Below are 14,947 nucleotides of genomic sequence, written 5' to 3'. Positions count from 1 at the left end.
AGAGAAGTGCCAATGCTAGCGGATAACGATGGATCAGCGCTTGTTCAGCGCGCTGTAAAGCGCTGGGCGGCGATCGAGGAAGTAGCGATTGGCGGCGCGGGAATCGACCATCAGCTGACGATCCAGCTCGCCGACAATCAGTGCTTCATCGAGGCCCGCCTGGGCGATGCGATTGCCATCCGGCGCGGCGATGCTGCTCTGGCCGCAATACTGGATCTCGCCTTCGTTACCGCAATAGTTGGCATAAGCCACATAGCATTGGTTTTCAAAGGCCCGGGCGCGGACGGTGACGTCGGCAATGAAATCGTAAGGAATCATGTTCGCCGTCGGCACCAGGATCAGCTCGGCGCCGGCGAGGGCCAGGCGTCGGGCGTTTTCCGGGAACTCCAGGTCGTAGCAGATCAGGAAACCGAGCTTCCAGCCATTGAGTTCAACCAGCGGAAACTCATCCGCCCCGGCGCTGAACATCGAGTGATCGAGGTCGCCGAACAGGTGCGTCTTGCGGTAGTTGCACAGGCGTTCGCCATTGGCGTCGATCAACTGCACGGCGTTGTAAATCCGCCCATCCTCGGTGCGTTCGGGATAGCCATACAAAATGGCGATTCCGGCCGTGTTGGCAATGCGAGCGATCTGCTGCGCCGACTCACCGTTGTGCACTTCCGCCAACACGCTGACGGCATCGAGGCCGATATTGTAGCCGGTCAAAAACATCTCCGGCAGCACCAGCAAATCGGCGCCCTTGGCCTCCAGCGCCAATTGATGCAGGCGTTGCAGATTGCCTGCGACATCCAGGGGCAGCGGTGGACATTGGTAAAGGGCTACGCGCATTTCGGATTCCTCTTACTCGGGCAAGGCGATCGGACCGATCTCGTTGAACACATCTCCTGGACCCGGGTTCTCGGCGTGAGTTTCACCGCCGAAGTGTTTGATGATGCCCCACACCGCATTGAGCGAAGTCTGCACCGCGCCTTCGACCCAGGCCGGCGTCCAAGAAACATCGTCGCCGGCGATGAAAATCCCGCGTTGCTCGGCCGGCATGTCGGCCTGCATGAAGTGTGCGTACATGCGCTGGTTGTAGCGGTAATGGCCGGGCAGGGCGCCCTTGAAAGCACCGAGAAAATGCGGGTCGGCTTCCCAGGACACGGTGATCGGATCGCCGATGATCCGCGCCGCGATGTCGACTTTCGGGTAGATCTTCTTCAACGCGTCCAGTGCCAGCTTCACGCGCTTTTCCACCGGGTGCGGGAGCATTTTCAGCGCGTCGCTCATCCACGAGTACGACAGGCAAATCACGCCCGGTTTGTCGTCGCCGTTGTCGAAGAGGTAGGTGCCGCGGGTCAGGCGATCGGTGAGGGTCATGCTCATCAAGTCGCGGCCGGTTTCTGGATCCTTGTCCTTCCAGAATGGCCGGTCGACCATCACGAAGGTTTTCGACGACTGCATGTAGCGGGTGCGGTCGAGGGCCATCCACATTTTTTGCGAGAACAGGGTTTCGTCGCATTCGATCTGGGTGGTCAGCAGCCAGCTCTGGCAGGTGGTCAGTACCGCCGCATATTCGCGGGTGTCGCCGTAGTTGTCAGTGACCGTAAAACGGCCGTTCGGTGCGTGGGCGATTTTTTTCACACCGGAACGCGGGGCGCCGCTGTGCAACGAGCTGAGGCTGGTGCCTTCAGGCCAATGCACGCAACGCTCCGGCACATGACGCCAGATGCCCAATGGCACTTGTTCGACGCCGCCGACCACCAAGTGTTGGTGATCGTCGCAGTTGGTCATGACCACACGGAAGATTTCCAGCATCGAGTTCGGGAAGTCCGAGTCCCAGCCGCCGGTACCGAAACCGACCTGACCAAACACTTCGCGGTGATGGAACGAAAGCTTGGCGAAGGCTTTGGAGGTGGCCACGAAGTCATAGAACGTGCGGTCGTCCCACAGCGGAACGAGGGTGTTCCACAGCTCTTTGAGGCGTGGCACATCCCGGTCGCGGATCGCTTGCTGGATGTCAGAGAACTGCGAACCGGCTTCCAGCGCATCGGCCCAGGCGTCGGCGACTTCCTGGAACAGTGCAGGAAGATCCGCCAGCTTCTGTGCGTAATGAGTCTGCCCTTCGAGGTCGATCACCGTGCTGCCCGAGGCAGGTGTCAGCGGGTTCGGGAACGGTTTGGTTTCAAGGCCGAGCTTGTCGACGTAGTGATAAAACGCGGTGGAGGACACCGGGAAACGCATGCCGCCGAGCTCGGCGATGATGCCTTCGGCGCCATTGAACGCCTGGGAGCGCAGACGACCGCCCATTTTAGAGGCTTCGTAGACGACGGGTTTTAGACCCAGCTTCATCAATTCGTACGCTGCCACCAGACCGGCGATGCCAGCACCGACGATCGCAACCTCAGCGCCTTGGTTGTGCGCAGGGATGCTGCCCAGGCCGGCCGGGTGCTCGATCCAGTCGTCGAAGGCGAAGGGAAAGTCCGGACCAAAAATGGTGACTGGTTTTTTACCGTCTGCAGGATGGCGATTGTTCTTGTTCATGGCTGACCTTGCTGGCGACCGGACGCAGAGTGCGCGTCTGAGTATAGGAAAAGACGGCAGCCATTCTAGAGCGCGTAGAACACGTTAATAAGACGCAATGTGTCGTCGTTATGCTCGTTGGCACGACAATTTGACGAGCTCGACGAACACATTGGATTAAACCGGCTGGCCCCGATCAATCTTGCTGCTGAGAATGATCGAGGTCGTGGTCTTCTCCACCCCATCCACACTGCCGATCTGATCCAGCAACTGATCCAGCTGCTCAGGTGAATCGGTACGCAACCACGCCACGTAGTCAAATTCGCCACTGACTGCACATAACTGCTGCACCTGAGCCATTGCGCTGAGGCGTCGCAACACTTCCTTGCCCGAGCGCGGTTGCACCGTGATCCCGACATACGCCTGCAATCCACCCTCCACTACGCGTTGACCCAAACGCACGCCGTAACCAGTGATCACTTTGGCTTTTTCCAGCCGGGCCAATCGCGAAGTGACGGTGGTGCGAGCGATGCCCAGTTGCCGAGCAAGCATGGCGACACTTTCGCGCGCATTGATTTGCAGGGCTGCGATCAATTGGCGGTCGATTTCGTCAAGAACGGGCGGGCGAGTGTCAGGCAAAGGTTGTCTCCAGCGGCACAGATCAATGGGTTGGCATGTTACAGGCACATCTCGCATCGCGGAGGGTTGATCTAGCCTCAGTACCGTTCATACGGCTTTCTACCTCTCGGGTCTTTCTTGGGCTTGAACTAGGCGCGATCGACAGGATAGACACCAACAGCCAGCCGTAGTCGAATGCGAAATCGAGGGATGCGAGGCCATGGAAATGACAAACAGGATGCCTCCCGCATGGCGGGATCAGGCAGTGCAGATTGCCCATCACGAAATGGAGCACTACGTCGTAGCCCGCGCCTGAGCTGAAAGAGATGACTGATCGCGTGTGGTTGCGGGCTCAAAAAATCGTCGAGCAACTGGCCGAAACGGTGCCCGGATTGGGAAGTATGTTGGTAGGCGGCATGGTCATCGTGGACCCGTGGGGCAGGGCGAGAGGCTGACCAAAGAGAACCCACCTGTCGAGCACGAAAAAGCCGCGCAATGCGCGGCTTTCTTGTTTGGTGGGCCCAGTAGGACTCGAACCTACGACCAAGGGATTATGAGTCCCCTGCTCTAACCAACTGAGCTATAGGCCCTCAGTAGGCCGCGGATTATAGCGACGGTTTCTCGGCTGTGCTATCCGAAAAGTCTGAAATAGCGATACGAAGAAACGTCGCGGCAAATTCTTCCGGTGGCAAGGGCAGGCTGACAATGTAGCCCTGGACCTGTTCACAGCCTTCGGCAGCGAGGAATTGCTGCTGCGCGAGGGTTTCGACGCCCTCGGCGATGATGGTGAATTGCATGCTGCGGCCCAGGGCAATAATGGCGCGTACGATGGCTGCGTCGTGGGGGTCATCGGGCAGGCCGCGGACGAAAGACTGGTCGATCTTTAGAATGTCCAACGGCAGACGTTTGAGGTAGCTCAAGGACGAGTAGCCGGTGCCGAAGTCGTCGATCGCCAGTTGCACACCCAGGTGTTTGAGTTGGTGCAGTACTGCCAGCGCTTCTTCAGCCTGGCTCATGATGAAGTTTTCGGTGATTTCCAGCTGCAGGAAGCCGGGTTTGAGGCGGTTATCCTTGAGCAATTGTTCGATCCGACCGAGCAGGTTCGGCTGGCGCAATTGAGCGCCCGCGAGGTTGACCGACAGGGGGCCGACGGGTTCGTAAACCTGACCCCACTCGAACATCTGCCGGCAGGCAGTTTCGAGAACCCAATCGCCGATTTGCAGGATCATGCCGTTTTCTTCGGCGAGCGGAATGAAGTGCTCCGGTGGCACATCGCCGAAGGTCGGGTGGCGCCAGCGAATGAGCGCTTCTGCGCCGACCAGGCGATGGTCGACCAGGCTGATCTTCGGTTGATAATGGAGGTGCAGTTCGTTGCGCTCGATAGCGCGTCGCAGTTCATGTTCCAGTGCCACCCGCTCGCTGGCTTGAGCGGTGAGGTCGCGGGTGTAGCTTTCGACCCGGTTGCGACCCTTGGCCTTTGATCGGTACATCGCCGCATCGGCGTTCTTGACCAGCGTGGCGACGTCGCAACCATCCTTGGGATACAGGCTGGTGCCGATACTGGCGCTGATAAAAAACTCATGTTCGCCAGCCTGGAACGGTGCGCCGAAGCAATTGAGCAATTTGGCCGCGATGTTGTCGGCGTCACTGGATTGCTGCAGCCCGGGCAGCAGGATGATGAATTCGTCGCCGCCCAGGCGCGCAACCGTGTCGACGTCGCGCACCTGCTCCTTGAGGCGCACAGCAATGCCCTTGAGCAGCAAGTCGCCGACCGGATGACCCAGGCTGTCGTTGATGTGTTTGAAACGGTCCAGGTCCAGGAACAGCACCGCGCCCTGGCCACCATTTTCCTGTTGGTTGTTGAGCGCGGTCAGCAATCGGCTCTCGAACAGCGTGCGATTTGGCAGTCCGGTCAGCGGGTCGTGGTGTGCCTGGTAGTCGAGCTTGGCCTGGGCGTGTTTGAGGCTGGAAATGTCCGCGAACACCGCGACGAAATGGGTGACGAATTTGTCCCGGTTGCGCACCGCACTGATGGTCAGCCAGCTCGGATAGAGCTCGCCATTCTTGCGTCGGTTGGAAATTTCGCCCTGCCAATGACCTTCGGCGGTCAGTTGATGCCACATGGCGGCATAAAACGCACTGTCGTGCAGGCCCGAGGCGAGCAGGCGAGGCGTGTGGCCCAATGCTTCGCTCTCGCTGTAGCCGGTGATTTCGGTAAACGCACGGTTGACCGCGCTGATGTGCTGTTGAGTGTCGGTGATCAATACACCTTCGGCGGTGCTCTCGAAAACCGTGGCAGCCTGTTGCAGTTTCTCCTGCATCAGGTGTCGCTCGGTGATGTCGCGGGCGATGGTCAGCATGCAATCTTCATCGCCGATCGGTAGCGGACGGCTGGATACCTCACAGAGGCGAATCTGTCCGTCGCTGCGGCGTATATGGCAACGGAAGTCGCGGACGAAACCGTCCCGGTGAAGCAAATCGAGCATCTGTTTGCGTTCGTTGAGGTTGACCCAGATTCCCAGCTCGAGGGCGGAGCGATCCACGGACATCGCGCTGTTGAAACCGGTAATGCGACTGAAGCCCTCGTTGACCTCAATCAGTAAACCGTCGCTCTGCCGTGACAATAGCAAGCCGTCGGGTGAGGCATGGAAGGCCTTGGCGAATTTCTCTTCGGAGGTTTGCAGCTGTTTCTGGGTTTCCTTGAGCTGGCTGATGTCCCGCACGACCACTACCAGCGCAGGGGTTGTATCGAGGTCGAACGGCTCAGCGGAGATCAGGCCGGTAAACACTTGGCCATTGTTGCGGCGAAAGGGCATTTCCAGGTTACGGATGCTGCCGGCCTGCAACCGTTGCAACAAGCTTGGACCGACGCCGGGTAGGCCCCAGATGTTCAGGTCGGTGGCCGTCTGGCCGATGACGTCTTCGGCCCTGAGACCGATCTGTTCTTCGAATGCTTCGTTGACCTCCAGCAGGCAGCCGTCGGAGAGTCGCGCGATGACGAGTATGTCCGGGCATTGCTGGAACACCGAGGCGAACTTCTGTTCCGACAGGCGCAACGCCTCTTCGGTGCGCTTGGCTTCGCTGATGTCGATCATCAGCCCGCGCATCACTGGTTCATGGCCGTGCTCGATCAAACTGACGATATCTCGCACCCAAATGCAGCGGCCATCGGCGGTGATGACCCGGTAATCGAGGCTGTGATCGCGCCCAGCCAGTACTTCGTGATCACAGAAGGTCTGGGCGCGGGTCAGGTCGGCCGGGTGAATAATGTTGCGCCAGAAGCCTGGAATCAGCCAATGAGACAAGGGATAGCCGAGCAGATCCTCGGCATGGGGGGAGACATAGCTGTAGGTGAAATCGCTGATGCGCGCTTCCCAGGCGATGGCCGATAGGCTCTCCACCAGCCCGCGGTAGTGGTATTCACTGCTGCGCAATTCTTGTTCGAGATCGACCCGGCGGGCAATTTCTGAGCTCAATCGGCGGTTGATCCGGATAACCACGGCCAGCACGATGATCAGCAGCAGCAATCCCGGCAAGCCGTAAACCAGCAAATCGGACCAGAAGGTTCGATGATCGAGGACGTTACCAACCCAGTGCTCCTGAATCTCATTGATTTCGTCCGGGGTCATGTCCGCCAGGACTTTATCCAGGATGCCGACCAGTATCTTGTTGTCCTGGGGCACGCCCATCGCCAATTGATAGCGATAGGGGGTTTCGCCGCTGACATAGAGCCCGTCGAGCTTGAGCTGGCGCAGGCTCCAGACGCTGGAGGCGAGATCGCCGACCACCGCATCCACTTCATCGGTCGCCAGCGCCTGCAGCGCTGAGCTGACGTTAGGCATCGCCACCAGATTGAGGTCGGGATTGTGGGTGCGCAACAGTTCGTGGGGTGCGTAGTTTTCCACCACGGCGACTTTCAGACCGTACAAGTCTTTGAGTTTGCGTGGCTGGGGGCCTCCGGCATGGGCAAGGATGACAATCGGAAAGTCCAGATAGGGGCGGGTGAATGCCAGGTAAGTCTGGCGTTCCGGGGTCGACATGATGCCGGGCAACAGGTCCAGCCTGGCTTGTTTGGCCTGCTCCAGGACGACGGTCCAACTGACGGGCTCAATGGGCGTGAGTTTGATGGCCAGGCGTTGACGAATTCGGTTGATATAGTCTGCTGCAAGGCCCTGATAGCGGCCCTGATCGTCGCGAAACTCGAAGGGTGGCCACGACGCATCGACACCCAGGCGCAAGTCCGGGTGTGCCGTCAGCCAGCTACGTTCTTCGTCGGTCAGAGTCAGCGCGCCAGCCGTTGCGGTCCAGGTCAATAACGACAGCAAAAAAAACACGGTCGGCAGTCTGGGCATAACGGTCTCGTTATGGCTCGGGGGAATGTTTCGAGTGTAGACGGGCAATTCGGAGGGAGGGAGGTGCGGGGGATTTAATCTGTATAAAAGCAAAACCCCCGGCCTGGGCCGGGGGTTGAGTTGTTACTCGTCGAGGAAGGAGCGCAAATGCTCGCTTCTCGTCGGGTGGCGCAGCTTGCGCAGCGCCTTGGCTTCGATCTGACGAATCCGTTCGCGGGTCACGTCGAACTGCTTACCAACCTCCTCGAGGGTGTGGTCGGTATTCATGTCGATACCGAAGCGCATGCGCAGAACCTTGGCTTCACGCGCAGTGAGGCCGGACAGAACTTCGCGGGTCGCTTCTTTAAGGCTCTCAACAGTGGCGACATCGATTGGCGACTGCATAGTCGAGTCTTCGATGAAGTCACCCAAATGGGAGTCTTCGTCATCACCGATCGGGGTTTCCATGGAGATCGGCTCTTTAGCGATCTTCAATACCTTGCGGATTTTGTCCTCAGGCATTTCCATGCGTTCGCCCAGCTCTTCCGGGGTCGGTTCGCGACCCATTTCCTGCAACATCTGGCGGGAAATGCGGTTGAGCTTGTTGATCGTCTCGATCATGTGCACCGGAATACGGATGGTGCGGGCCTGGTCGGCGATCGAGCGAGTGATCGCTTGACGGATCCACCAGGTGGCATAAGTCGAGAATTTGTAGCCGCGGCGGTATTCGAATTTGTCTACCGCTTTCATCAAGCCGATGTTGCCTTCCTGGATCAGATCGAGGAACTGCAGGCCACGGTTGGTGTATTTCTTGGCGATGGAGATCACCAGACGCAAGTTCGCTTCTACCATCTCTTTCTTCGCGCGGCGGGCCTTGGCCTCACCGATCGACATGCGACGGTTGATGTCCTTGATCTCGGCGATCGTCAAACCGGTTTCGGTTTGCAGCGCGGTCAGCTTTTGCTGGCAACGAATGATGTCCGGTTGCAGGCGACCAATGGCTTCAGCGTATTTGCTTTTGCCTTTGGCCAGTGCATCGGTCCAGCTTTCGTCAACTTCATTGCTCGGGAACTGGCGCAGGAAGTCGGCACGCGGCATGCGGGCATCACGAACGCAAAGTTGCATGATCGCGCGCTCTTGCTGACGCAGACGATCCAGGGCACTGCGAACACGCACAACCAGGCCTTCGAATTGCTTCGGAACCAGCTTGATCGGCATGAACAGCTCAGCCAGAAGCGCCAGCTCGGCAATTGTCAGCTTGTTGCCACGACCGTGCTTTTTCAGCGCCTTGCGGGTGATTTCCATCTGATCGGAGACAGCGCCAAAGCGCTGAGCTGCGATGACCGGATCCGGACCGCTTTCGGCTTCTTCTTCGTCGTCGGTGCTGGCTTCAGCGTCGTCGTCGTCGGTTTCGTCGTCCGCTTTCACGGCTTTCGGGTCGACAGGCGGCGGCACTTCTGCAGCAGGCGGCGCAATGCCGTCGTCCGGGTCGATATAACCGCTCAGGACGTCGGACAGGCGGCCACCTTCGGTGGTGACGCGAGTGTATTCGGAGAGAATATGGTCAACCGTGCCAGGGAAGTGCGCAATTGCGCCCATCACTTCGCGGATACCCTCTTCAATACGCTTGGCGATTTCGATTTCGCCTTCACGTGTGAGGAGCTCTACCGTACCCATTTCACGCATGTACATGCGCACTGGGTCGGTGGTGCGACCAATGTCGGTCTCGACCGCTGCCAACGCTGCTGCTGCCTCTTCGGCCGCCGCTTCGTCGGTATCGGCGTCGGCCAGCATAAGGGAATCCTTATCTGGCGCAACCTCGAATACGTTGATCCCCATGTCATTGATCATGCGGATGATGTCTTCCACCTGTTCCGGATCTGAAATATCCTCCGGCAGGTGGTCGTTGACCTCCGCGTAAGTCAGGTAACCCTGCTCACGACCAAGTGTGATCAACTCTTTGATACGAGACTGCTGTTGCGCTTTTCCGGACATAACACCCTATCCACTGAAGGTCTTGGCGGGCAAAAAACAAGCCGAGGATTATACCTGAGCTATGACCTCACGCGCCAGTTGAGGTCGGGCTTGTTGCGGAAACATTGCGACTTAATAGGTCGCGCAGTTGATTTTTCTCTTCGGCATTCAGTTCACTTTGACGTGCTTTCCTGAGAAGTTGTTCCAGGTTTCGCTCGCGTTGGCGAGCTGACAAGCTAGTAATGGTGTCGAAAAACTGTTGTTCAAGGTTATCTCCATCAATCAGCCATTCCTTTTCCGCCAGGGCCTTGAGCAATCGTCCTTGCTCCGTACCGTGCCAGCGTGCAATCAACTGAAATGAGTTTAGCTTGGGATTCTTCTGTACGGCTTCGAGAAGGGCCACCAGTAATTGCGTGTTGGTGTGATCCTCGGCAGCAAAGTGCCCGGCATCCTCGACTTTCTCGGCCAGTTGCGGGTGATGCAATAGCGTGCGCAAGGCAGCCAGGGTCGGCGGCTCTACAGCGGCCGGCACCCGTGGCGCGCGGGGTTGATCGTGATCACCGCCGCGTTTGCCGTTTTTGTCCCACGGTTTTTTGTCCCATTTTTTGCTGCCAGCGCCGGGTTTCTTCGGCGTCCATTCCTGCTGCGGCGCATACATCTCTTGTGCCTGCGGCTGATGGTAGTCGCTGTAATCCGGCATGGCGTCGTAATCGATGCCCGGGTCGTACGCCGGTGGTGCTTCCTGAGGTGCGCTTTGTACCAGTTGGCTCACGGCTTCACCGCTAAGCCCGGTAATTTCGCTCAGGCGCTGACGCATCAGGATGCGCAGGTTGGCGCCCGGGACTTTGTCGATCAGCGGCGCGGCGAGGGTGGCCATGTGGGCCTTGCCTTCGAGCGAGCGTGGGTCCGATTCCTCGGTCAGCTGTTGAAAAAAGTAATCCGCTAATGGTTGCGCGTGCTGGTTAATCCGCGCGCGGAAGGCATCAGTGCCTTCGGAGCGGACCAGCGTGTCCGGGTCTTCGCCTTCGGGAAGGAACAGAAAGCGTGCGCGCCGCCCGTCTTGCAGGCTCGGCAGCGCTGCCTCCAATGCTCGCCAGGCGGCGTTTCGCCCAGCCTGATCTCCGTCGAAACAGAACAGCACGTTGGGCACGACGCGAAACAGGCGCTTCAAGTGTTCTTCGCTGGTGGCGGTGCCCAGGGTCGCGACAGCATTGCGCAGGCCTTGCTGGGCGAGGGCGATAACATCCATGTAGCCTTCGACGACGATGATTTCGTCGAGGTTGCGGTTGTTCTTGCGTGCTTCATAAAGGCCGTAGAGTTCCTGGCCCTTATGGAATACCGGGGTTTCCGGTGAGTTCAGGTATTTCGGCTTGTCGTCACCCAGCACCCGGCCGCCGAAGGCGATGATTCGCCCGCGGCTGTCGCGGATCGGGAACATCACGCGATCGCGGAAGCGGTCATAGCGTTTGCCGGTTTCGGCGTTCTCGATCAGCAAGCCGGCATCGATCATGGCTTTCTGTTGCAGGGTGTCGCTGCTCAAGTGCTTGAACAGATTGTCCCAGCCAGGCGGGGCAAAGCCGAGGCCGAAGTCTCGGGCGATTTCGCCGGTCAGTCCGCGACCTTTCAAATAATCCACCGCTGCTTTTCGCGATGGATGGCTTTTTAGTGCCTGACGGTAAAAGTCGGCGGCGGCGGTGAGTAGCGGGTAGAGCGGCGAATCGGTCGGCTGTCGCGGTTTGTGCGGCCGTCCGCTTTCTTCGCGGGGGATTTCCATGCCGGCGGCTTTGGCCAGTTCTTCGACAGCCTGGATGAAATCCAGATTGTCATGGTCCATCATGAAGCCGAGGGCGTTGCCGCCAGCGCCGCAGCCAAAGCAATAATAGAACTGCTTGTCGGGGCTGACGCTGAATGAGGGGGTTTTCTCTTTGTGAAACGGGCAGCAGGCGGTGTAGTTCTTGCCGGCCTTTTTCATTTGCAGGCGCGAGCTGACCACATCGACGATGTCGGTGCGGTTCAGAAGGTCGTCAATGAAGCTCTGGGGAATCAGCCCGGCCATGGCGTTCTCGTCATCTGCGCTGCAATGGATCCGAAACGAAGGGCGGCTGAGCGCGGGTCGTTGTTTGAGGCGCGCAAAATGTGCGGCTCGACCAGTGTCGTCTGCGTGATCGCTGTCGGGAAGTGTATCTGCCGAAAATCCACTGATGTTAGTGCCAATCAGTATTCGACTATTTGAAAGTGTTGCGCTGAATCCGGCTGCAGCCAGTCGATGGCCTCGGATAGCTCGGAAGCTGACACGCAAGAAGGTGCCTTGGGCTGATCGTCGTGAGAGGAATCAGTGGGTGTGCTCGTCAGTAGCCTTGGAAGGCTCGTCAGAAAAGACGTGCACCGCTGGCAAAAGAGCCAGGTCTGACGCTGTGAAGCAGATTTGTCTCGGTCGCGTGTGCGGCTTTGACGGTGAAGCATCAAGCGTTGTCCGCAAATGCCATTAGCCCGGCTGAGGGCCGGGCTTGGCAGAAGCTTGCTACGAACGTCTGTGTATTAGTACAGACGAACGGCGCGGCGCTGTTCGCGCTGAACTTTCTTGGCGTGACGCTTAACAGCGGCTGCTGCTTTGCGCTTACGCTCAGAAGTAGGCTTCTCGTAGAATTCGCGGCTACGAACTTCAGCCAATACACCGGCTTTTTCGCAGGAGCGCTTGAAACGACGCAGAGCTACGTCGAAGGGTTCGTTCTCTTTTACTTTGACGGCTGGCATCCAGAGCTACCTTCATTCATTACCGGGGTCAACATCCTCGTGGCAAAAGAGCACTTGAAGACGTCGGTTTTTAAGGGTTGCGGATGTTAACCCCTCATCGCTCGGAATGCAAAGCCTCTGATCGAAAACCGCTGGTCGGGGCATCACGTGGCGACTATTATGCGCGCCTTCGAAGTCAGCCTAAACAAGGCGCAAACCCATGCTAGTACTGGGATTAGAAACCTCCTGCGACGAAACTGGTGTCGCATTATATGACAGTGAACGAGGCCTGCTGGCCGACGCGCTGTTCAGCCAGATCGACCTGCATCGCGCCTATGGCGGGGTCGTGCCGGAACTGGCCTCGCGTGACCACGTCAAGCGCATGCTGCCCTTGATTCGTCAGGTGTTGGCCGAAGCTGACTGTGTGCCGACCGAGATCGACGCCATCGCTTATACCGCGGGTCCTGGCCTGGTCGGTGCCTTGCTGGTGGGCGCCTCTTGCGCTCAGGCGCTGGCCTTCGCCTGGGGTATTGCGGCGCTGGGTGTGCACCACATGGAAGGCCATCTGCTGGCGCCGATGCTGGAGTCGCAACCGCCCGAATTCCCGTTCGTCGCTTTGTTGGTGTCTGGCGGACATACGCAGCTGGTTCAGGTCGACGGGATCGGTCAGTACACGCTCTTGGGCGAGACCCTCGACGATGCCGCCGGTGAGGCTTTTGACAAGACGGCGAAGATGATGGGGCTCAATTATCCGGGTGGCCCGGAAATCGCTCGGCTGGCGGAGCAAGGGGTTGCCGGACGTTTCACTTTCCCGCGCCCGATGTGCGACCGTCCAGGACTGGCTTTCAGTTTCAGTGGCTTGAAAACCTTCGCCCTGAACACCTGGCAGCAGCGCGTCAGCGCCGGGGACGACAGCGAGCAAGCCCGTTGCGACATCTCGCTGGCGTTCCAGCAGGCCGTGGTGGAGACTTTGACCATCAAGTGCAAGCGTGCCCTGAAACAGGCCGGTATGAAGCGTCTGGTGATCGCTGGCGGCGTCAGCGCTAACAAGGCACTGCGTACCTCGCTGGAGAAGATGCTCGGCGACATGAAGGGCGATGTTTTTTATGCTCGTCCGGAGTTCTGCACCGACAATGGCGCGATGATTGCGTTTGCCGGTTGCCAGCGCTTGCAGGCCGGTCAGCATGAAAGTCTGGCGATCAGCGTGCAGGCGCGCTGGCCGATGGAGCAATTGTCGGCGCTGTGATGAGCGGCGCTCATGCCCGGTAATTAAAAATGCCGTTCGCGCCCGGCAAACAGGTCGCGTAGATTGCCCCGATGGCGCCAGACGATCAGTCCCGTGAGCGCGCTCATGGGCAGCAATGCCGCCGGCTCTTGCCAGGCCAGCAGCGGCAGGGTCAGCGGTGTGGCGATCAAGGCTGCCAGTGAGCTGGTGCGAGTCAGGTAGAACGTCAGCAGCCAGGCGCAGACCGCCAGCAGTGCGGCGGGCGGGTACAGTCCCAGCAGCATGCCGGCAGCGGTGGCGACACCCTTGCCGCCGCGGAAGCGAAAGTACAAAGGGAACAGGTGACCGATGACGGCGCAGATGCCGATCCAGGCTTGTTCCTGAAGCGAAAGGCCCGCAACACCGGCGATAAGTACGGGTAGCAGGCCTTTGAGGAGGTCCCCGATCAAGGTCAGGACGGCGAGTTTTTTGCCGGCCAGGCGCAACATGTTGGTGGCGCCGGCATTGCCTGAGCCACTCATTCGCGGATCCGGTTTTCCGGTCAGGCGGCTGAGCAAAATGGCGAAGGACAGAGAGCCGAGCAGGTAGGCGAGGGTCGCCAGTAACCAAAACATGCTAACTATTCCGGGCGAGGACGCCCTGATTCTAACGGCGCATTGCGCCCTTGTCGTGCAGTGGAGAAAAGTGCTTGGACAGAGTGTTTATCGAGGGCCTGGAAGTCGACACCGTCATCGGTGCCTACGACTGGGAGCGCGGCATTCGACAGTGCCTGCGTCTTGATCTGAGCTTCGCCTGGGACAATCGCCCGGCCGCCGCCGGTGATGACCTGAATCTGGCGCTCGATTACGCCAGTGTGTCATCGCGTATCCAGGATTTTGCCGAGCAGGCGCAGTTCCAGCTGGTCGAAACCTTCGCCGAGCGTCTGGCTGAAGTGCTGATGAGCGAATTCAACATCACCTGGATGCGGCTCAAGCTGACCAAACCAGGCGCCATCCCGGCTGCCACGGGTGGTGTGGGCGTGGAGATCGAGCGCGGATGTCGCTGACTCAGGTGTTTCTCGGGCTCGGTAGCAATATCGAGCGTGAACCCCATTTGCAGGCGGGCCTGGAAGCCTTGGCAGGCTTTCTGGGGGATATACGCTGCTCGCCAGTGTTCGAAAGCCAGTCGGTGGGGATCAAAAGCGGGCCATTTTTCAATTTTGTGGTGTCGGCTTTTACCGATCTACCGCTGATGGAGCTGGATCGCCGGCTGAAATTCATCGAGGCGGACAACGGCCGTTATGCGCCGGACCGCAAGGGGTTGCCGCTGGATATCGATGTACTGCTGTTCGGCGATCTGGTGGGCAATTTCGATGGCTTGATCCTGCCGCGGGCAGAAATTCTGAAAAATGCCTTCGTGCTGTGGCCGTTGTCGTTGATTGCGCCAGATCGCGTGCATCCGGGTGTAGGCAAGAGCTTTGCTGCGTTGTGGCGCGAGGCGCAGATTGATCAGGTGTTGGCGCCAGTTGCGTTTGAGTGGCGCGGAGAGCAGTTGACCCCGTCGGATTTGTTGTAAAGCAGCCTTC

The 14,947-nt window shown here is 58.9% G+C and carries 11 protein-coding genes, 1 tRNA gene and 1 pseudogene; 4 read left to right on the top strand and 9 right to left on the bottom strand.

What is annotated here, in order from left to right; all coding sequences use genetic code 11:
* Nucleotides 1-33: 33 nt before the first annotated feature.
* From ACXPVS_RS02865 to ACXPVS_RS02855, 3 genes are all read right to left on the bottom strand, one after another.
* Nucleotides 34-828 (bottom strand): carbon-nitrogen hydrolase family protein, encoded by a 795-nt coding sequence (locus tag ACXPVS_RS02865; RefSeq protein WP_458508569.1) that lies wholly within the window; start codon nt 826-828, stop codon nt 34-36.
* A 12-nt stretch (nt 829-840) separates the two neighbouring features.
* Entirely contained in the window at nt 841-2,523 is a 1,683-nt protein-coding gene (locus ACXPVS_RS02860) for a flavin monoamine oxidase family protein (RefSeq protein WP_458508568.1), read from the bottom strand.
* Nucleotides 2,524-2,679: 156 nt separating this feature from the next.
* The gene (locus ACXPVS_RS02855) at nt 2,680-3,141 is read right to left on the bottom strand and encodes an Lrp/AsnC family transcriptional regulator (RefSeq protein ID WP_458508567.1); all 462 of its coding nucleotides are present in this window, start codon (nt 3,139-3,141) and stop codon (nt 2,680-2,682) included.
* Between the two features lie 293 nt (nt 3,142-3,434).
* Between ACXPVS_RS02855 and ACXPVS_RS02850 the strand changes: the two are divergent.
* Nucleotides 3,435-3,563: pseudogene (locus ACXPVS_RS02850) on the top strand (peptidase M41); the annotation flags it as partial.
* Nucleotides 3,564-3,633: 70 nt separating this feature from the next.
* Here ACXPVS_RS02850 and ACXPVS_RS02845 read toward each other — a convergent pair.
* The 5 genes from ACXPVS_RS02845 to rpsU form a co-directional block, all read right to left on the bottom strand.
* A tRNA-Ile gene (locus tag ACXPVS_RS02845) sits at nt 3,634-3,710 on the bottom strand.
* Nucleotides 3,711-3,725: 15 nt separating this feature from the next.
* The gene (locus tag ACXPVS_RS02840) at nt 3,726-7,472 is read right to left on the bottom strand and encodes an EAL domain-containing protein (protein WP_458508566.1); all 3,747 of its coding nucleotides are present in this window, start codon (nt 7,470-7,472) and stop codon (nt 3,726-3,728) included.
* A 123-nt stretch (nt 7,473-7,595) separates the two neighbouring features.
* Nucleotides 7,596-9,446: an RNA polymerase sigma factor RpoD gene (rpoD, locus tag ACXPVS_RS02835; protein WP_458508565.1), complete on the bottom strand. Its 1,851-nt coding sequence runs from the start codon at nt 9,444-9,446 to the stop codon at nt 7,596-7,598.
* Between the two features lie 67 nt (nt 9,447-9,513).
* Nucleotides 9,514-11,481, bottom strand: a complete 1,968-nt coding sequence (gene dnaG, locus ACXPVS_RS02830; RefSeq protein ID WP_458508564.1) for a DNA primase — start codon at nt 11,479-11,481, stop codon at nt 9,514-9,516.
* A 482-nt stretch (nt 11,482-11,963) separates the two neighbouring features.
* Nucleotides 11,964-12,179: a 30S ribosomal protein S21 gene (gene rpsU / locus ACXPVS_RS02825; protein WP_002551877.1), complete on the bottom strand. Its 216-nt coding sequence runs from the start codon at nt 12,177-12,179 to the stop codon at nt 11,964-11,966.
* A 199-nt stretch (nt 12,180-12,378) separates the two neighbouring features.
* On the opposite strand from rpsU, the gene tsaD reads away from it, so the two are divergent.
* Nucleotides 12,379-13,404: a tRNA (adenosine(37)-N6)-threonylcarbamoyltransferase complex transferase subunit TsaD gene (tsaD, locus tag ACXPVS_RS02820; protein WP_458508563.1), complete on the top strand. Its 1,026-nt coding sequence runs from the start codon at nt 12,379-12,381 to the stop codon at nt 13,402-13,404.
* Between the two features lie 23 nt (nt 13,405-13,427).
* Here tsaD and plsY read toward each other — a convergent pair whose 3' ends face one another.
* Nucleotides 13,428-13,997, bottom strand: coding sequence for a glycerol-3-phosphate 1-O-acyltransferase PlsY (gene plsY / locus ACXPVS_RS02815; protein ID WP_458508562.1), 570 nt, complete (start codon nt 13,995-13,997; stop codon nt 13,428-13,430).
* 74 nt (nt 13,998-14,071) lie between these two features.
* On the opposite strand from plsY, the gene folB reads away from it, so the two are divergent.
* On the top strand, nt 14,072-14,428 hold the full coding sequence (gene folB / locus ACXPVS_RS02810; RefSeq protein ID WP_458508561.1) for a dihydroneopterin aldolase: 357 nt from the start codon (nt 14,072-14,074) through the stop codon (nt 14,426-14,428).
* Nucleotides 14,419-14,937: a 2-amino-4-hydroxy-6-hydroxymethyldihydropteridine diphosphokinase gene (folK, locus tag ACXPVS_RS02805; RefSeq protein WP_458508560.1), complete on the top strand. Its 519-nt coding sequence runs from the start codon at nt 14,419-14,421 to the stop codon at nt 14,935-14,937. The genes folB and folK overlap by 10 nt, the downstream gene beginning before the upstream one ends.
* The last annotated feature ends 10 nt before the right edge of the window (nt 14,938-14,947 follow it).

This window comes from Pseudomonas sp. Ma2-10, assembly GCF_054330215.1.
Note: the sequence above shows the minus strand (reverse complement) of the source record. Positions and strands in the feature narration are given on the sequence as shown.